16 protein-coding genes are annotated in these 18,727 nt (G+C 39.6%); 6 read left to right on the forward strand and 10 right to left on the reverse strand.

Annotated features, from left to right (window positions below; all coding sequences use genetic code 11):
* Positions 1-214: 214 nt before the first annotated feature.
* The 3 genes from gatB to QNJ50_RS03925 form a co-directional block, all read right to left on the reverse strand.
* Positions 215-1,690, reverse strand: coding sequence for an Asp-tRNA(Asn)/Glu-tRNA(Gln) amidotransferase subunit GatB (gene gatB / locus QNJ50_RS03915; protein WP_300632237.1), 1,476 nt, complete (start codon positions 1,688-1,690; stop codon positions 215-217).
* A 305-nt stretch (positions 1,691-1,995) separates the two neighbouring features.
* A complete protein-coding gene (locus tag QNJ50_RS03920; RefSeq protein WP_300632239.1) occupies positions 1,996-2,487 on the reverse strand; it encodes a pyridoxamine 5'-phosphate oxidase family protein in 492 nt (163 codons plus the stop codon).
* 105 nt (positions 2,488-2,592) lie between these two features.
* Entirely contained in the window at positions 2,593-2,946 is a 354-nt protein-coding gene (locus QNJ50_RS03925; protein WP_300632243.1) for a helix-turn-helix domain-containing protein, read from the reverse strand.
* 94 nt (positions 2,947-3,040) lie between these two features.
* Between QNJ50_RS03925 and QNJ50_RS03930 the strand changes: the two genes are divergently transcribed.
* Positions 3,041-3,517, forward strand: coding sequence for a cupin domain-containing protein (locus QNJ50_RS03930; protein ID WP_300632246.1), 477 nt, complete (start codon positions 3,041-3,043; stop codon positions 3,515-3,517).
* 50 nt (positions 3,518-3,567) lie between these two features.
* Here QNJ50_RS03930 and QNJ50_RS03935 read toward each other — a convergent pair whose 3' ends face one another.
* Entirely contained in the window at positions 3,568-4,440 is an 873-nt protein-coding gene (locus tag QNJ50_RS03935; protein WP_300632249.1) for a helix-turn-helix domain-containing protein, read from the reverse strand.
* 156 nt (positions 4,441-4,596) lie between these two features.
* On the opposite strand from QNJ50_RS03935, the gene QNJ50_RS03940 reads away from it, so the two are divergent.
* From QNJ50_RS03940 to QNJ50_RS03950, 3 genes are all read left to right on the forward strand, one after another.
* Positions 4,597-5,250 carry an NAD(P)H-dependent oxidoreductase gene (locus QNJ50_RS03940; RefSeq protein ID WP_300632252.1) on the forward strand — a complete coding sequence of 218 codons (654 nt, stop codon included), beginning with the start codon at positions 4,597-4,599 and terminating at the stop codon, positions 5,248-5,250.
* A gap of 70 nt (positions 5,251-5,320) precedes the next feature.
* Positions 5,321-5,677: a hypothetical protein gene (locus tag QNJ50_RS03945; protein ID WP_300632255.1), complete on the forward strand. Its 357-nt coding sequence runs from the start codon at positions 5,321-5,323 to the stop codon at positions 5,675-5,677.
* Positions 5,678-5,927: 250 nt separating this feature from the next.
* Positions 5,928-6,317, forward strand: a complete 390-nt coding sequence (locus QNJ50_RS03950; RefSeq protein WP_300632258.1) for a nuclear transport factor 2 family protein — start codon at positions 5,928-5,930, stop codon at positions 6,315-6,317.
* A gap of 359 nt (positions 6,318-6,676) precedes the next feature.
* Here QNJ50_RS03950 and dapF read toward each other — a convergent pair whose 3' ends face one another.
* A complete protein-coding gene (gene dapF, locus QNJ50_RS03955; protein WP_300632261.1) occupies positions 6,677-7,513 on the reverse strand; it encodes a diaminopimelate epimerase in 837 nt (278 codons plus the stop codon).
* Positions 7,514-7,657: 144 nt separating this feature from the next.
* Between dapF and QNJ50_RS03960 the strand changes: the two genes are divergently transcribed.
* The gene (locus QNJ50_RS03960) at positions 7,658-7,870 is read left to right on the forward strand and encodes an RNA chaperone Hfq (RefSeq protein ID WP_300632264.1); all 213 of its coding nucleotides are present in this window, start codon (positions 7,658-7,660) and stop codon (positions 7,868-7,870) included.
* A gap of 110 nt (positions 7,871-7,980) precedes the next feature.
* Here the strand turns inward: QNJ50_RS03960 and QNJ50_RS03965 are convergent, their stop codons facing one another.
* Positions 7,981-10,320, reverse strand: coding sequence for a cation:proton antiporter (locus QNJ50_RS03965; RefSeq protein ID WP_300632267.1), 2,340 nt, complete (start codon positions 10,318-10,320; stop codon positions 7,981-7,983).
* Between the two features lie 780 nt (positions 10,321-11,100).
* On the opposite strand from QNJ50_RS03965, the gene QNJ50_RS03970 reads away from it, so the two are divergent.
* Positions 11,101-11,289 carry an IS1 family transposase gene (locus QNJ50_RS03970; protein ID WP_300632350.1) on the forward strand — a complete coding sequence of 63 codons (189 nt, stop codon included), beginning with the start codon at positions 11,101-11,103 and terminating at the stop codon, positions 11,287-11,289.
* Here QNJ50_RS03970 and QNJ50_RS03975 read toward each other — a convergent pair.
* From QNJ50_RS03975 to QNJ50_RS03990, 4 genes are all read right to left on the reverse strand, one after another.
* Positions 11,260-12,255, reverse strand: coding sequence for an RNA polymerase sigma factor, RpoD/SigA family (locus QNJ50_RS03975; RefSeq protein ID WP_300632270.1), 996 nt, complete (start codon positions 12,253-12,255; stop codon positions 11,260-11,262). The genes QNJ50_RS03970 and QNJ50_RS03975 overlap by 30 nt on opposite strands.
* A gap of 411 nt (positions 12,256-12,666) precedes the next feature.
* Positions 12,667-14,601: an alpha-amylase family glycosyl hydrolase gene (locus QNJ50_RS03980; RefSeq protein ID WP_300632274.1), complete on the reverse strand. Its 1,935-nt coding sequence runs from the start codon at positions 14,599-14,601 to the stop codon at positions 12,667-12,669.
* A gap of 599 nt (positions 14,602-15,200) precedes the next feature.
* Positions 15,201-17,306 carry a S8 family serine peptidase gene (locus QNJ50_RS03985; RefSeq protein WP_300632277.1) on the reverse strand — a complete coding sequence of 702 codons (2,106 nt, stop codon included), beginning with the start codon at positions 17,304-17,306 and terminating at the stop codon, positions 15,201-15,203.
* Positions 17,307-17,846: 540 nt separating this feature from the next.
* A complete protein-coding gene (locus tag QNJ50_RS03990; protein WP_300632280.1) occupies positions 17,847-18,455 on the reverse strand; it encodes a TetR/AcrR family transcriptional regulator in 609 nt (202 codons plus the stop codon).
* Positions 18,456-18,727 lie beyond the last annotated feature (272 nt).

The raw sequence follows: 18,727 nt of genomic DNA on the forward strand, positions 1-18,727 counted from the left end.
TTATAAATGTATTATTAATAACTTTAAGTAAATATACTTATTGCTTAAATTTTGCTAGCTTAAACTCAGGGATTGCGCGTAGTTACAGGAAAAAGTCGGCTTCTTTATTGTTCGTAACTTGAAAGTTTTAGCTTTAAATAAATAGCCTTAAAAATATAAACAATAAAGAAGTCGAGTAGTTTAAATTACACTTTATTTGTAACAATGTGTAATATTATCCATTTAGTTTTTCAGTGACTAGTTTATTGGTCAATTTGGGGTCAGCACGCCCTCCGGTTTGTTTTAAAACTTGACCGACAAAAAAGCCCAATAATTTGGTTTTACCGCTACGATATTTTTCTAATTCTTTGGGGTTATTGGCGATCGCTTGTTCGACTAGTGGTATCAATACAGCCGGATCGGAAATTTGCTCCTGTCCTTTAAATACATCATCGGGAGATTTACCCGCTAATAAATCTGTCAACTTATCTTTAACTTTTTTACCGCTAATAGTTCCTTTCTCGATCAGAGAAATTGTTTTGGCAAGATTTTTTGGGGTCAGAGCAATTTCATCAATACTAAGTTTTTGTTTGTTCAGGTAAGCTGCAATATCACCCATAATCCAATTAGCAGCACCTTTAGCACTTGCACCAGCAGCGATGGTCGCTTCAAAGTACTTAGAAGTGGGGACTTCTTCTGTTAAGACGCGAGCATCATAAGCAGAAAGACTTAATGTTTCTTCATAACGGTGACGCTTATCTGCGGGAAGTTCGGGAAGTTCGCTACGCCAAGAACTTAATTGTTCTTCAGAAACCTCAATTGGTCCTAAATCTGGTTCGGGGAAATAACGGTAGTCGCTAGAACCTTCCTTAACCCGCATGCTAAATGTTTTTTGAGAACCCTCTTCCCATAAACGAGTTTCTTGGATAATTTTTTCGCCAGCTTCAACCGCAGCGATTTGTCGTTCGATTTCGTATTCAATTGCTTTTTGAATTGCACTAAAGGAATTCATATTTTTGATTTCGACTTTAGTCCCAAATTCCTTTTGTCCTACGGGACGAACAGAAATATTGACGTCACAACGGAGGGAACCTTCTTGCATGTTCCCATCACTTACACCCAAATAACGCATAATTCGGCGTAATTCTTGAGCGTATTCGGCTGCTTCTTGTCCCGAACGTAAATCTGGTTCGGAAACAATTTCCACTAGTGGTACGCCTGCGCGGTTGTAATCTACTAGAGAATAGGTAGAACCCGATAGGCGGTCGCTCCCTGCGTGAACCAATTTACCTGCATCTTCTTCCATATGCAGGCGAGTAATACCAATTTTTTTGCGAACGGGGTTACCATCTCCGTCAATTAACTCAATTTCTAGCCAGCCATGTTCAGCTATAGGCAGATCGAACTGAGATATTTGATAATTTTTTGGTAGGTCGGGATAAAAGTATTGCTTGCGATCGAACTTACTATATTTAGCAATAGAGCAATTCAGAGCTAAACCCGCTTTAACAGCATATTCCAATACTTTTTCATTTAATACTGGTAGTACACCGGGTAAACCCATACAAACTGGATCGATGTTGGTATTGGGGTCAGCACCAAATTTGGTCGAGCTATCAGAGAAAATTTTGGTTTGGGTACTCAATTGACAGTGAGTTTCTAAACCAATAATTGCTTCATATTCTGTTTTGGCTGGAGCAGCAGAAGTCATAACATTAAAAATTATCGCTAATTAATTCTTTATCTAGATACTTGGTTTCCTATTTTAGAACTGTATTGGTTCTAATCAACTACGGATTTTTCGATGGGGAAACCCTCATAACCTTACCAATTGCAAATCTCCTACTAACCTTTCGTAGAAATAAACCTCCCCGAGAATAAATCCTCTACTAAGCTTCCGGGAAAATAAACTCCTTCCTAACCTCCCCCGTTAGCGGAAGCGTTAACGTAGTGTTTGTATCCGCATGCTCGACGTAGGTCTTTGCGTCAGCATTGGGAAGAATGGGAAGTGCCTAACTATTTGCCTTTAACATGAATTAAATTATTAAAATTATTCGGATCTACTTCGTAAGCTGCACCAAAGCCAACGACAAATCTGCCCGATTTGGGTTTGAGTTGAAATATCCGGAAGTCTGGTAACTGTTCAAGCATTTCAATGATGTTACCAAAACGAGTTTTAAATTGAGAAACCATTTGCAACCATAAATGAGTATCTCGTTCTATCAATTGTGCATCACAATCGAAACTGAGACGACGACGGGCAAATATTTGCTGGGTTTTACTCTCATCTTCGACAAATAATATGCTGGCTTTAGGTAATGCGTGCAAATTTTGCGTGTGACTGGAAAGCCCACTGACGTATATATAAATATTTTTCTCCTTGTCCATCACGAAAGGAGTATAACTTGCATTAGGCATACCATCTTTATCAACGGTACAAATGACTAAGCTTTGGAATTCTTCAGGAAATTTTTGGTATGCAGCCAGAATTGTTTCAAATTGAGACATATAATCTACGAGTTGGGATTTTGCCCAGGATGATGTGGCTTGAAAAGAAACTACATCTTGATTTTAGTACTAGTACCGCTTCACGGAAATCAAAAGATGATTGCACTACTGGTACGTCACATCATCGTCAGGAATTTTTGTGTCAGGAATATACTTTAATCCCCAAGCAATCATTGCTTTTAGTACAGGTCGAAGACTTTTCCCTTGTTCTGTTAATTGATAGTTCATACGCCGAGAATGATTGCTGTATGGTAGTTTTTCAACTAAATTCATCTCCTCAAGAGACTTAAGACGATTAGCCAGAATATTAGTTGAAATCCCTTCAGCAGATTCTAAGAATTCTTCAAAACGTTGTTTTTTGAAAAACATCATGTCCCGAATAATCAGAAGTGTCCAACGATCGCCAATTAAATCAAGGGAACAGGTGATTGGACAGTGTGAACGGTGAGATTTGCTCATTACTAGAACTAAATTTAGAAGTTACTTGCATTTTACAAGTCATGCAGACTAAACTAACTTGCAGTTTGCAATTTAATATTTGAACAACATCAAAATGAATCAAATTACGCCAACTGCTAGAACCGGGGAAAATTTTGCAGTTACTGATTTAGGGTTATTTTCTGAACTGCAACAGTTCACCTTTGAAACTCCAGAAGCTCCGATGAAAGTACAAGGTAAGGTATTTCTCAAACAGATTTTGAATCTCTCAAGCGCCGAAATTTCGTTTAACAACCTTCCCCCGAAGAAATCTGTACCTTTTTATCACAAACATCGTTTGAACGAGGAAATTTATATCTTTGTTGGTGGTGAAGGTGAGTTTCAGGTGGATGGTTGCATATTTCCTGTAGCTGAAGGAACGGTCGTGCGAGTAGACCCTGAGGGGGAACGCTGTATGAGAAACACCTCAAATAATAAGGATTTGTGCTGGATTGTGGTTCAGTCACGAGTATCTTCCCATCCAGACCATATGATTCAAGATGGTTTTGGTGTTCAAAAGCGAGTAAGTTGGGTTGGTAAGCAGCAGATTTAATCTGAAGCAAGCATAGTTGAAGTCATTTGCGACTCAGTATATCCTCGACTCTAACCCCTGCGATAACTACCAGGGGTGACTCCCGTTAGCTCTCGAAAAGACTTCCCAAGATGACTTTGACTGTTAAAACCACACTGAAGTGCGATTTCGGCGATCGCTAATTTAGAATTTTTCAATAAATTTTTTGCTCTTTCTACCCGCTCTTTAAGCAAATACTTGTGGGGTGAAATTCCCATGGATTGTTTAAAAAGGCGACTAAAGTGAAATTGACTAACTCCTGCGACGGATGCAAGATCGGCTAATTTAATATCTCGATCTAAGTGTGCGTTGATGTACTCTGAAACTTGTACAAGCTTGCGATCGTCTAGTCCCCCTTTATAGACTGATACGCGAGTTTTAGTTTCAGAATAATCTCGTAGCAAATGCACAACCATTGCATTCGCCAAGGATTCTATATAAAGCTGTCCAAATCCATCTCCACCTTGATGTAACTCAGTTCGTAACATCATTGCAAGTTGTTCAATTTGGGGATTGCGACAGCGAAATTCTGTAGTTAGTTTGAGGTCGGGGTCAGAATCGACCGTTTCTGTAACAACTTTCCTGACAAACTGCGGGGGAATTCTTATTTGTAAGTAATGGTCATTATTATAAGCTCTATACGAACAAGGAAGTTCGGCTGGCGTAATAGAAATATCGCCTTTCCTATAAAGTCCCACATAAGAGTGATCGCCTATAGTTTGCCAAAGACGATTAGGGCGAGTTGCCAAACTTAAACAAATAGCATGCTCTTTCCAAAAGCAAGATTCTTCTGCCCCTGGAGGTTGCTGAAATTCTTCAACAATAATAGATTCCCATCCCAGATCCTGACTAGAAATAATCGATGATGGGATTTCGACAAGTGGTTTATGGGGCAAACTTACCATAGACGCTTTACTTATTTTAAGAACTCGCAGCAAGATTTTGACAATTGCGCAAAATTTAAATAGCTCTTCAGATTTGAGTTACTTATTCTGTAATTGTAACGATTTACTGAACAAAACTTAATAAGTGCAAAGGTTTCTTGAATTATTTCTTAAATTATGGCTAATTTGCTACATATAGACACTAGTCCAAGGGGAGAGCGCTCCCAATCTCGCGCCTTGAGCAAATATTTCGTTGAAGCATGGAAAGATTCTCATCTAGAAGACAGCATTACCTATCGAGATGTAGGACGTAATTCTATTCCTCATGTTGATGAACCTTGGATCGCAGCCTGTTTCACATCACCAGAAAAACGAACATCGGATATGTGGGAAGCTATTGCATTGAGCGAACAATTGGTAGATGAATTGATGGCTGCAAATGTCTATGTCATCGGTGTTCCTATGTATAACTTTAATGTTCCCAGCGGATTCAAAGCTTATATCGATCAAATTGTCAGAGTTGGGCGAACCTATGCTTTTGAACCCGAGGATAAGGAATCACCCTACAAACCACTGGTACATGGGAAGAAGATGTTCATTATTACAGCACATGGGGCTGGAGGATTTGCTCCAGGTGGTCGCTTGGAAAAGTTAAATCATCAAGCTCCTTACTTAAAAACAGCGTTTGGTTTTATTGGAATTACAGATATCACCTTTATTAGCGTAGAAAATGATGAATTGGGCGGTCAAAAGCTTGCTGATTCTATCGCTGCAGCTCGCGCTCAAATTAATAAGCTAGTGAATGTACCAGCCATAAATCAAAATAAATGACCCAAAGGTTCTAGGAAATGTGGGAATCGCGTTAGGGATTTTATTGAAGTCAAATTTTAGGAGATGTCACATGCTGACAGAAAAACAGATTGCGATTGAAACTCACAAGCAAAAAAGTAAATTTGTTACGGTTATTCATCCAGAGAAGTTAACTACAACACAAACTACAGAAGAAAATAACGACAACACTTTCCTCATTAGTTGGTTATTTCTAATTGGCTCATTAATATTTCTGTTGGATGGATTTATCGAACTTAGTGAGGATTTTTCTATCCATGTGTTACTTCACATTACTGCTAGTACTGTGTTTACTATTGCTTCGGGTCAATCCATTGAAATCGAAGGTCGTCAAACAGATCTATGGGAAAAGCACAGTGGGAAATGGGCGATCGTCCACGAACATACTTCTGCTCCGGTATCTCTTTAAACTTTAGTTATCGACACAGGAGAAACTATTGAAAAAGCATGTATCGATAACAAGTTGGTCATTTATCATTGGCTCAGCCTTCTTCGCACTCGATGGAATTTTCCAAGTTGTCAATGAGTTTTCAATTACGTCTTTACTGTATTTATCGGGAAGCATTTTATTTGTGGTGGGTTCAATCTTTCTGATACCGGAATCCTCAAGAAACTCGTCACAGGATAAAAACAGGTTTTAAACCTCAATAGATTTAATAATGAATAACAATATCGAAGTCATTCAAGAACTATATCGAGCATTCCGCGAAAAGGATTATGAAGCATTTCTGAAAATTTGCACCGAGGATATTGAATGGGTTCAAAATCAAGGTTTTCCCGGTGGTACGACATATCAAGGTGCATCAGAAGTGATTAAGGGAGTTTTCAAAGCTAATGACAACAATTGGGAAAACTTTGCTTATCATATTGAAGAGTTTTTAGACGCAGGTCACTCAATAGTTGTCATTGGGAAATATAGTGGACGCTATCGCGTTACTGGAAAATCTATGAGCGCTGCTGCTACACATATTTACGACCTACGTGATGGAAAAGTTTGTCGCTTTCGGATGTTTGCAGATACTAAAACTATTTGGGATGCGATTCTTTAACTATGCAAGGGGAAAATTATTACATCTTCTTATAAAATTTCTAAAAATTATTTGCCTGTATTAAGAGCAAACTACAACTGAAATCGTGTCCCGTTGAACACTTGTCATTACGTTAGCGTAGCGTTATTAATCTAACCTAAATAAAGTAGAAGAAAAATGGAGAATATTCCTCAATAATTCTCTCTATTCATAATAATAAAAATCTGAAATACAGTTTTTGTAGAGACTTACCAGAGTATTTATATCTGCTAGTGACATAGTCAGAGACTGTGACTGACATCAGTTCGAAGATTCGCAGTCATAAGCTTTATATAACCTCTAGTAGGTCTCTACATTGAACTTCAGGTAGCAAAAAATCCTTAGATATTCCCAGCAAACACCTTTTGCGCAGGTCCAGTCATATAAACTTTTTGGTCCACCTCCGACCACTCAATTTGCAAACATCCTCCTGGGAGTTCTACCGTCGCTTTACGTCCGCACTTTCCTGCTAAAACTCCAGCGACTAATGTGGCACAAGCTCCAGTACCGCAGGCTAAAGTAATACCTGCACCTCGTTCCCATACTCGCATTTTTACGTAGTCAGAACTTACCACCTGAATAAATTCCGTATTGGTTTTCTGGGGAAAAGCTGAGTGAGTTTCAAATTGAGGTCCAATTTTTTCTAACTCAATCGCCGCAACATCATCAACAAAAGTAATACAGTGGGGATTACCCATACTCACACAGGTAACATCCCAAGATTTTCCTGCTACTTCCAAAGGTCGATTTACAACTTTCTCATCTTTGAGAGCCAGAGTTGTGGGAATTTCACCCGCAAGTAATCGAGGGAAACCCATATCTACTTTGATTTGACCATCCGGCATAATTTCAGGAATAATTTCCCCAGCTAAGGTATTAATGTGATATTTACTTTTGCTATTACCCCCTTCCAAATCCACTAGAAAAGCAGCCAGACAGCGAATACCATTACCACACATTTCCGGTTCCGAACCATCGGAATTAAAAATCCGCATCGTGTAATCACTACCATTTTCACCCGGGAGAGCAAAAATTACACCGTCAGCACCAATGCCAAAATGGCGATCGCACATCTTGACTGCTTGCTCTGGAGTTACTACAGGTTCTGGATTTAAACGGTTATCAACCAGAATAAAGTCGTTACCTAGTCCTTGATACTTAGTAAATTTGATTGCCATTTATCGTTTTAATGAATTATCACAGTAGTGAAATTGTTAGTTGTTGATTTTTAGTCACTGATTGTTAACCGTTAATTATTAGTCGATTAACAACCCCAAACCACTAACCACATAAACCAACCACATACATATATCATTACCAATATGCTTACTGAATTAGATACTTCATTACCGAGCGTTAAGCAACTCCAGAATTCTATCAAAGAAGCAAAACCGGTAGAGTTAAAGCTAGTGACAGGAGATTTACTAGCCGGAAAAATATTATGGCAAGATCAATATTGTGTTTTCCTCACAAGCGAAAATACACAAAAAACTATGATTTGGAAACAGTCAATTGTTTATATGAAGGAAGGTTAGGCGATTGGATTGGGGATTGGGGATTGGAGATTGGGAATTTGGAGGTTAGAAGCAGCGATCAAAAAAATATTACGATTACCAATTACCAATTACCAATTACCGATTACCAATTATTCCCGCAAATCATCCAAAGGTAAATAATCCCGCAATGCTTCAGCTTCCCCCGCTTGGACTATTGGTATAGATACCAACTCCGGTTGACTGGTAGGAGAAAGTAACTCTTCCAACTGACTCAGACTTGATAAATTACCACACAGTAATACTTGGTCATTTTCTTTTAACTTGGTATTGCTGTGGGGAAAGCGAATAAATTTACTTCCACGACGTATGGCTTGTATTTCCACACTATATCGATTGCGCAGATCTAAATGATTTAAAGTTTTTTCTGTCACGGGACAATTCTCACTGACAATCACCCACTGACAAGCACTATTTTCTCCTGGAATAATCGCCTGACCTTTTGCAAATTCATTAAAACCTGCAATTTCTCGGGAAGAACCCACCACCAATAGTTTGTCACCTTCTTGTAATCTGGTTTGTGGTATAGGGAAATCTATTTCCTCCCCTCCTTTACGCCGAATAGCCATGATACTGACTCCGGTGACATAGCGCATATCTGCTTGTTCTAAGCTCATACCAATTAGAGGTGAACCCGCAGGTAGGGGATACCATTTTGAGTTCATTTCTCTGGTTGCTTGTCGTAACTCCCGAGAAACCTCAGATGGAGATTGTTCCGGTCGCAAATCTAAATAATGACGATTGCGAATTTGCTTAATTTCCCGTTGCACTAGATTAGGCGATATACCTACATCATCTAACAGGTAAGTTACCATTTCCAAACTTGCTTCAAATTCCGGTTGTACTACCTCCCGCGCTCCTAATTGGTAGAAAATTTCAATATTTTTGTTGTTATTAGATCGTACTACCACATTTAAATCCGGATCCAATTCCAAAGCACGCTTCAGACTAAGACGGGTACTCATCGGATCGGGAAGTGCGATCGCCATTCCTTTTGCATTGGTAATTCCTGCTGCTTCCAAAACGTGGAAACTGACACAATTACCGTATATGTAGGGTATTCCCGCGTCTCTTAATTGTTGAATTCGGCTTTCGGACTGATCGATTACAACCAGAGGTAAATCATGAGCGAGTAACAATTTAACTAAATTTTTACCAACTCGCCCATAACCACAAACCACCACATGATCTTTCATTGGTAGTTCTTCGGACATTTCCTGTGGCATTCCATCCCCGTCAAAATAGGGTTTGAGCCACGGCATTGATTCAATGATGTTAAATAAGAATGGTATTAAACGCAGTACAAAGGGCGTTACCACCAATGTTACTGCTGTTGTTCCTAAAATCAGTAAATATACTCGGCGCGAAACTAACCCTAAAACTTGTCCTTCACTCGCAAGAACAAAGGAAAATTCCCCAATTTGAGCTAACCCTAAACCAACTATTAAGGAAGTTTTTAACGGATAACGAAATACTTTTACTAGTGGGGTAACAATCAAGAACTTACCAACGAGTACTAATGCTACTAACCCCAAAATTAATTCAAGATTTTGCCACAGAAATAACGGGTCGATCAGCATCCCGATCGCAGCAAAAAACAAACTCGCAAAAATATCTCGCAATGGTTCTACATAGGTCAGGGTTTGATCTGCATATTCCACCTCGGAAATCATCAAACCGGCGACAAAAGCCCCCATTTCAATCGAAAGTCCTAATCTCTCGGTGAGTAGCGCAATTCCCAAACACAGCGCCACAACTCCCAACAAAAATAACTCTCGACTTTCCGTCCGGGCTAATAACCGCAACAAAGGTGGTATCAACCAAATTCCTGCAGCAACTGCACCTGCAGCAAATAAACCTATTCGCAACAGCGCATACAACACCGCGATCCAAATAGTTTCCGCTGGTTGGTTCAGAGCAGGTAACACTGCTAGCATCAATCCCAATGCTAAATCCTGTACCACCAAAATCCCCAACATCACCTGTCCGTGGGGAGTTTCCGTCTCATTGCGTTCCATCAAACATTTGAGGACAACCGCAGTTGAAGACAAAGACAAAATTGAACCCAAAAACACACCTTGGGCTGGGGATTCAACCCATCCCACCGCAACGGAAATCAGGGTCGTAACTAGGATAGTTAAAACTATTTGTAGTCCACCACCACCCAAACTAATTGTTTTCACCTTTTTCAATTCTGCCAGGGAAAATTCTACTCCCAAAGCAAATAATAAAAAAGCAACACCAAACTGTGCTAATGTCTCTACTTGAATTACTTCTTTAATTAATCCCAAGCCGGATGGACCCACAATCATCCCGCCAATGAGATATCCGAGCAACACTGGTTGTTTTAACAATGATGCTAAAAGTCCGCCACTAGCCGCCACAGCTAGCACCGAGACTAGATCGACTATTAATCTAAAATCTTCCTGCACAAGACAATTTTAATTAAGAACTGTTAAGAGGTATTAACCTTACTCTACAAACTTTTATGTACTCCTGTGTAGAATTCGGAGAAATTGATACCAGATAGCAAATTTTTCAGCCACCTGAAATATAGGTTAATATACCTTGGAAGGTGGATGCTAGGGAATAGGGATGAGATATTAAGGATGGGCATCAGGAAACAAATTTTACAAGTACATAATTATATTTAAATTTGTTGTTTATATTAAAGTTTGTTTTGTTATACAAAATAATATTTTTCCTATGTATTTAATACTATGAGATAATTCAGGCTTGATTCTGATATAATTAGTTTTTTTATTTACAGGAATTACGCAATTGTCACAATACACCGGTGGTGCGTGACACTCAAAACCTTATTAATACGTTCAACTCGCTTTTGTCACGCACCCTACAAGAAAAATGTGCCGGTTGCGTAAGTCCTAATTTAGTCTGGGTTAAATTATGGCAATTTACTATGGAATTGAATTGTCGAGGTCGGTAAATTTTTATCTACAAAATTATACTTAATCAAACAATTTTTTTATTTGACAGATGCTAATATTTTTCCTGGTCTGAATGCTATGGCGCTACGCGCAAGTAAAAAGTAAAAAGTCAGCCTAAGGCTATCGCCAAGACTTACGTCTCACTTCGTTAACGCTCCGCTAACGTAGCGTGTCCGTAGGACATAAGCCTAATACGTATGGCTTTTAGGATTAATATATGTCCTAACGTAACTTCGTAGTGCTATATCAGGAATTAAAGTAGATATTAAACCAAAAAATACAGATGGATGGAAAACTTATGAACACCATCTACCACCAGGGAAGAGACAAGTAAGTAAATTAAAAATGCAGACAATTGAACGCAAACATCTAATTTTACGAACAAGGATTAAACTAACTAACCTCCATAACATTACCAAGATGTTAACTAACGAGATACTCCCGCAAAGTTAAGGAATGTTTTCTCCGAAGATGAGCAAGTGCTCGAACTTCTATTTGACGAACCCGCTCGCGGCTGAGATTTAATCTTTTTGCAATCTTAGCTAAAGACAGTTCTTTGCCATCTTTTAAACCAAAGTGTAGTTTAAGAACTTCACGTTCTTTGGGGTTAAGTTCCTGTAGCATCTCCAGCACATCCTGCCTCATTAACTCGTGGGTTGCGTAATCTTCTGGCAAAGCCCGATCATCTTGAATCATCTCACACAGTTCTGTATCTTGATTTTCACCGATGGGTAGATCTAGAGACAGAAGACGACGAGCGATGCGCAAATACTCGCCAATAGTATTAGATTCAAAACCCAACTCCTTAGCAATTTCACTTGTAGTGGGACGGCGACCTAACTTTTGAGTAAGTTGTTGCTGGGTTTTTTTGATTTTATTGAGCTTTTCAGTGATGTGAACGGGTAAGCGAATTGTCCGTGATTGTTGACCAATGGCTCTGGTAATCCCTTGGCGAATCCACCAATAGGCATAGGTGGAAAAGCGATATCCTTTGCTGGGGTCGAACTTTTCTACTGCTCTTTCTAAGCCTAGGCTTCCTTCTTGAATCAGATCAAGGAATTCCATATTCCGCTTAAGATATTTCTTGGCAATGGCAACGACTAAGCGCAAGTTTGCTTCAATCATTTTGTCTTTGGCTTGTTGTCCTTGCTCCAGAATCTGGTTAAGTTGGTCTTCACTCAAGCCAACGGCGTCAGCCCACTCTAACTGATTGACAAAGGATCCACACTGTTGCTCTAGCTTTTCTTTCTCTGTTAACAGAGACATCATGTGTTGGACTTTTTTACTATAAATAATTTCTTCGTAATGGCTCAGCAGGGGTACTTTACCGATATCGTGTAGATAAGCACGTACCATATCGGTGTAACCCCTCGATAATAAGGATTGATTATTTTTTTCGTTGAGTTTTGTTTTACTCATATTGTCTGTCTAGTTTTTACTTGACTGACAAGCAATAAACTAACGCTTTGAACCAAGCGCGTTTCTTACCCTTATCTAAAGTGTAGAAAAAGAAATTGAGGAACTTGTGACTAGAAAAGTCGTGTACATCTTAGTTATGATTTAAGCCGGTTCTAGAAACCCTTGATATTACAAGGTTGAATTTAATTCACATTAGCCATAATTTGGAGATTTATTATTTTCCTCTGCCTGGAGTAATGAAAGAGCAATGATAGATATCAATTTTAAGTAGATACAGCCGATTTCATTTAAGTGAGGTACACATATCTTTAATAATGCAGGGAATAGGGAACAGGAAACAGGGAAAATGTACCTCATCTACTTGCAAAGTGCTGTATATAGCTATTTCAACTCATCTACAACATCAGCAAGTCAAGAATCAGAGACAAAAATCTTGCCGTAATAACTGGGTACGTCAATCTTAACGACGCTATCTGAGCTTAAATCGAAGCTTTCAGGTGTCTGCGAGGGTTCAAGACTATTAATCTGTTCAGTCCAACGACCTGCCAGAAAGGGAATCTCCAAGTTCGCACTCCCGTCGGCACCAAAATTTATCAGTACCATTACTTTTGAGCCAAAACCATCGGGATCGCGTCGGTATGCAACTAAACCTCGTTCCAGTCTCGATTCCCTTTCGTAAAAAATGTGTTTTCGGCTTCTCAATGCTGGATAAGCGTGACGAAGTGAGGCTAGGGTTCGGTATAAACGTACTAAGGCTCGCCCACCTGGCTCGTAAAATAAATCCCAATGTAAGGGTCGAGGTGCCAAAACCCGTAAATTACCGCTGTCTGGCAGACCATAATATTCCCCAAATTCTTGCCCTTGCCAAATTAAAGGTACACCTTCGCCGGTCATCAGAGCGATCGCCAAGGGCTGTAACTTAAACCACCGCTGTTGCCATTCATCGAATCGGTCAGCGATCTCGTTGCGATCGTCATCACTCAATAAATCCAAACCTCCCTCTCGCCATTGCTCAGACTGTCCAAATCGACCAATGCTCCGGAAAAAAGCTGTCGTCATCCGATACATCAAACGACTGCGATCATGAGATTCGATAAATTGTAATGGTGCTGTGGGAAATTGCTCCTCGGGGTTATCACTGGGATGTTTTTCCAGCCAATTCAGTCCACTGCTATCAATCAACAAAATATCATTAATAAATCCTTGAGAAACAGAGGGGTTGTCAAGATTCTGCACCATATCTTCAGCCTTGAGCATTAACCACCAGCGTTTACTAGAACTGGAGAAAGTCTCTCTCAACACTTCTCTCGGCTTATCCAAATATTCTGCTGCCTGGATAATCCGGCTAATCGAACCATCAAAAAATCTCGGAATAGCTTTACTCTTGTTATAGGTATCATATACTAGTTTGGCGTATCCTTTGCCGGTTGCCCCATCGTAAAATCCAGGTACATAATCGTAGCGAAAACCATCAATATGCAGTTCGTTAATAAAATAATCGTTAACCTGGGCAAAGTACTCTCGCGCAAACTCCTTATTATAATCTGGACCGACCCCAAACATATCTTCCGCGAAGGGACCCATCATTGGATTGGGCTCCCCAGATAATTTATAGACTTTGTTATAAGGAAAATCCCAACTTGCATGGGCATACACCGCATCATGGATCACAGCTATCCCTGATCGATGGCAGGTATCGATCAAAAGTTTGAGTTTCTCTACTCCTCCATAACGCTCTTCAATGGCAAAGTAACTCATCGGCATATATCCCCACCGAAAAGGTTCGCGGATATTCGTTACCGGCATTAGTTCGATACAGTTAATTCCCAGTCCTTGAAGATAGGGAAGATATTCCATAACCCCATCAAAATCTCGATTAAATTCATCTACCATCAACTCATAAACAATCAAATCCTTAAGCAGTGGAACTTTAAAATCACCATCTTGCCATGAAAATGCTGGGAGGGGTGGGTAATGAAATGCCGAAAGTGTCCCTTGGGCACTGTATCGACCAAAGGGATCGCTAAACCAGGGAACAACTACTTCACCTTGTCGTGAGAGTTGATACCGATAGCAATATTTTCCTGTTTGCCCCATATGTCCCATGGCAGGCAAAGAACTCAGACGACCCTCATACTGCCACAGACCGTATAGACCACCAATAAAAGTCAGGGACACCTCATTGGCTGGTATTGAAGGATCAAACTGGTCCTTTTCATGGATAATTTGAGCTTTTAACTCATAGCCTTTACCATTTGTAATATTGGGTAAATAAATTCCTAGTTGTAAGTTATCATCAGAACCTATTCCCACTCGAGCACCAACTTCTTCTAGATTGATATTCACCTTTTCTTCCTTTCTAATTGCTTGACAAAAGTATTATTGGAACGTAGCTCATAAACTTGCAATACGCTCTATATCAAATAGATTTAGTTCAAAAAAGATATAAATCTTCTTTCTGTATATTTCATAGATGTAATTGAAATTAACTTATAGATATTTGTAACTGTCCGTTCGCTTATTTTGAGAAAGCAAAAGGAATTAATACTTTGAGGAACAAGGAATAAGTTTCAGTCCTGCGCGTTGCATTTTTTACACGCAGAGCGAACAGGCATGTCAGCGTGGCTTCGCAAAGAATTGTAGCCTTACCAGGGAAGTGTTTCCGGATTTAAATCAATTTCATTCACGGGCATTATATTACATTTTATTTCCCACTGGAGTTGCAGAGCGCAAGGCTGACAATAGCTATCACCCATTTTGTGTGTGTTAAATTTCAATATGAATAGGACTTACGCAGCTGGCACATTCTTAATATACAAGGGTGTGTGACACAAGCAAGTTAATTTGAGCCTATTAATAAGGCTGTGAGTGTCATGCAGCACCCGTGTATTATGACAATTGCCTAAGTCCTATACCTAAATCCTGGAAGAGCCAAGAATAAATTATCAGCTTGAAACAGTCATCATATCTGTAGGTAACAAAATCTCATCATCTTGTGAAACTACTTTAAAATCATCCATCAACAAACCCGACTCAAAAGCTCCATCTCCAGCATCCACAATCCCAATTCCCACCTTATAGGTACCAGCTTCGGTAAACTCATAAGTAAAAGTATCGTAGCCAGTTTCTAACTCAAATCTTGTCGGAGATACAACCAAGTTGCTACTGATGTCTGCAATTTGAAAATTATTGCTACTAGATTCAAGATTCGTATTTGGGATGACAGAAACAAAAGCAAAATCATTAAATGTACCGGAGTCAATTCCAGACACAGTTTCATTTGTCAATAGATTAAAATCAAAACTTAAAATATCTCCAGCTTCAACCACCACTTGTTTTTGTAAAGCAGAACCTTCCGTTGCATCTCCATTACTGATTAAATCAATTTCTCCAAGATTTAAACCCAAAAAAGCTTCGATTTCAGTATCATTGACAATACCCAAAGCAGTAGTTATTAAAGCTTGAAAATCCCCTTCAGTAGGAGTAACCTCAAATTCTGCCGTTTGGATACTAGCATTACCAATAGCTTTCCAACTATTAAAATCACCATTCTCAAATCCCCCGTTCCTTACCTCTCCACTTCCTAATAATTCAGCGATCGCTAAATCTGCTTGAATAAAGCCAAATCCACTCCCATTATCAAAACCAGAATCAAACCCAGGAGTAAATGGATCGTCCATATCCAAAGCAGTACTTTCCAAAGCCTGGTAAATTTCTGCAGGAGTTGCATCGGGAACTGCATCCAACATCAGAGCCGCAACCCCAGCTGCATGGGGAGCACCGGCTGATGTTCCAAAGAAATTAGGTAAGCCATCACCATCAGTATCATTACCAAAAAAAGTATTATTAGTTCCGTGGGGAGCAATAATTTCCGGTTTCTGACGCAGTTCAAAAGTCCGCGTTCCATCGGTTTCAAACAAAATCGGGGTTGGACCAGCAGAAGAAAAAGATTGTAAATTTGGTGGTACGACTCCAAACTCTGGGGTTTCTTCATATAATGCTACCCCCACAGCTTCTGCTCCCGCAGCATTAGCATGTCCATATACCGTGCTGCTATTTGTATCAAACTCATCAATGGTCACGCCCCCAAACAGGACATATTTCATTAATTCGGGATTGGGACCCTCTGATTTGGTAATAGCAAGATTGAATTGATTCGTACCAAAACTACCATCATTGGTAAAGCTAAATACTTCTACAGGATCGCCACCAACATTACTATCTGTACTTGAAGCTAATATATTGGTACCGGTGCTGTCATAGAGAAAAATATCCAAGTCATTGGGAGAGCCAGATCCACCACTTACTGAGAAAAACGGTGAATCCCATTGAAAGGAAATACGAATTGTTTGACCTTCCAATACACTAATGCTTTGGAAAGTATCTACTACTGCTCCGGACTGGAAATCATGAAATTCACCACCCGATGTTGCTTCAAACTGACCACTGGGGTTAAAAGCACTTTCATAGGAACCGCGACCAGTGCTTCCCGCTGCTGCAAAATACGCTACTCCATCAGCCACTACTTCATCTACGGCTTGAGCAATTACTCCATCTTGGAACATCGGTTCGCGTAAATAAAGAATGTCATCAACTATAATATCTGCTCCGGCTTCTGCTAATTCAGTAACTGCATCGGCGAAATCAGCTTGCTCGAGGAAAACTCCTGTATGAAAAATAAAATCAGCACCAGGAGCGACATCATGAATTAACTGAATCATCGCTCGTCCTTCATCAGAAGCAGCAAACGATAATTCCTCAAGTACATTTACTGGAGTCGTATTACCTAAAGGATTACCAACACCGGGAAGATCGCCACTAGCGATATCATCATTAGCTCCACCTAAGGTATTAAAACTATCGGACAATACTCCTATGGTTACACCACTACCATCTACATCAAATGTATTTCGTGCTTCATCCGCACGCATTGCGAGATCCCCTTGTCCTGTAACTGATCCCACATTTGTTATCAAAATGTCTTGATTTTCTTGCAGGACAAATGAAACAGAAGAATTTTCTGCCACCAAATCTCTATTATTTGAACTCATCAGCCTTCTTTCCACCCCGGTTACTGTTACCCAAGCAATAGGAACACTCCACACACCGAGTCAACACAATATCTTGCGATCGTTAATAATTAATTTATTTTTAGTGTTGAAAAAATATCATGCTGCTAACAGTATCCCATGATTGATGAGTAACAAGTAATGAGTAATGAGTAATGAGTAATGAGTAATGAGTAATGAGTAATGAGTAACAAGTAATGAGTAATGAGTAATTGAGTAATACTGTTAATTAACCTCTGTCCGAAGTTAGAGGATTTATTAATTGAACTGATTTTTTATGTTTTAATCATAGGTGAGCATGTGGTACATTTACACCGTTCACAGATAATGTTGATGGGATTTTACTCATTACTTACTGTGCGCAATACTTACAGTACGCTTACGCTAGGTTGCGCCCCGCAATACCTAGAGCCTACGGCGACGGCAAAGCCTCTGGCTGCGCTTACGTCGTCAGACGCGTGCAATCCGGTATGCTGACACTGGCTGTGCTAAGATTGCTCATTACTTATTACTTATTACTCATTACTTAATAATAAGGTGCATTAAAGCATCAACAATACGTTCTTTTTCCATGGGAATAATGTCCTTTGCGTGCATCATCTCTTGGGTCATTACATAGTGCACGAGGGTACCGATCATAATTCTTGCTGTTGCTTCCGGATCGGGAATATCCAATTCGGGGTGGGAAGCCAAGTATTTTGTCAGTGTCTCAAGTACCGGTTTCACCATACAATCAACACAAACCTTGGCTAGCTCTGGAAAGCGACCAGACTCTCCAATCAACAATCGCTTAAAATCCCGATACTTCTTGTCAGATGTCATTTCTTCTAATGCTTTGGTCGTAAGCTGACGTAAGACAAGTTTTGGCTCCCCTTCTAAAGGTTCTGTACCAAACACCGATACAAACTTTTCTTGCGTCATTTTTTCTATTAAAGCTTTAAATAAACCTTCTTTTCCTTGAAAGTGGCTATATACCGTCGCCTTTGAAACACCAGCAGAAGAAGCAATCCGATCCATGCTCGCACCAGTATAACCATGGGCTAAAAATTCTTGCATCGCCCCTTGAAGAATTTTTACAGACTTGTTACTTAAGCCTATTGTTTCAACATCTCGAACTCGAATATGTGCCATTATTTTTATTTAACTTTCTTCTTAAAGCATATTAAAGACAACTGGACTCCGAACAACTTAATTTTGTTCTAAATACTTTTCCAACAAAAGCTTAAGATGCAGTACAACTAAATTTACCCTAATGGTTTTTGTATAAATTAATCATTCCAAGTACTGATACCTGTCAAGGAAAATGGGGACACCCCATAAGCGCCCCAAAGTCTTTACACAAATTGAAACTGCTAAGAGCAAATTTGAACTAGTCAGTTTAGTTTAGTTATATTATATATAAA

The organism is Mastigocoleus sp. MO_188.B34, assembly GCF_030065675.1.
In the GTDB taxonomy this organism is placed as follows: domain Bacteria; phylum Cyanobacteriota; class Cyanobacteriia; order Cyanobacteriales; family Nostocaceae; genus Mastigocoleus.

What these genes read in the sequence shown, in the direction of transcription:
- gatB (WP_300632237.1), bottom strand. Translation starts at nt 1,690, where the DNA reads ATGACTTCTGCTGCTCCAGCCAAAACAGAATATGAAGCAATTATTGGT.
- QNJ50_RS03920 (WP_300632239.1), bottom strand. Translation starts at nt 2,487, where the DNA reads ATGTCTCAATTTGAAACAATTCTGGCTGCATACCAAAAATTTCCTGAA.
- QNJ50_RS03925 (WP_300632243.1), bottom strand. Translation starts at nt 2,946, where the DNA reads ATGAGCAAATCTCACCGTTCACACTGTCCAATCACCTGTTCCCTTGAT.
- QNJ50_RS03930 (WP_300632246.1), top strand. Translation starts at nt 3,041, where the DNA reads ATGAATCAAATTACGCCAACTGCTAGAACCGGGGAAAATTTTGCAGTT.
- QNJ50_RS03935 (WP_300632249.1), bottom strand. Translation starts at nt 4,440, where the DNA reads ATGGTAAGTTTGCCCCATAAACCACTTGTCGAAATCCCATCATCGATT.
- QNJ50_RS03940 (WP_300632252.1), top strand. Translation starts at nt 4,597, where the DNA reads ATGGCTAATTTGCTACATATAGACACTAGTCCAAGGGGAGAGCGCTCC.
- QNJ50_RS03945 (WP_300632255.1), top strand. Translation starts at nt 5,321, where the DNA reads ATGCTGACAGAAAAACAGATTGCGATTGAAACTCACAAGCAAAAAAGT.
- QNJ50_RS03950 (WP_300632258.1), top strand. Translation starts at nt 5,928, where the DNA reads ATGAATAACAATATCGAAGTCATTCAAGAACTATATCGAGCATTCCGC.
- dapF (WP_300632261.1), bottom strand. Translation starts at nt 7,513, where the DNA reads ATGGCAATCAAATTTACTAAGTATCAAGGACTAGGTAACGACTTTATT.
- QNJ50_RS03960 (WP_300632264.1), top strand. Translation starts at nt 7,658, where the DNA reads ATGCTTACTGAATTAGATACTTCATTACCGAGCGTTAAGCAACTCCAG.
- QNJ50_RS03975 (WP_300632270.1), bottom strand. Translation starts at nt 12,255, where the DNA reads ATGAGTAAAACAAAACTCAACGAAAAAAATAATCAATCCTTATTATCG.
- QNJ50_RS03985 (WP_300632277.1), bottom strand. Translation starts at nt 17,306, where the DNA reads ATGAGTTCAAATAATAGAGATTTGGTGGCAGAAAATTCTTCTGTTTCA.
- QNJ50_RS03990 (WP_300632280.1), bottom strand. Translation starts at nt 18,455, where the DNA reads ATGGCACATATTCGAGTTCGAGATGTTGAAACAATAGGCTTAAGTAAC.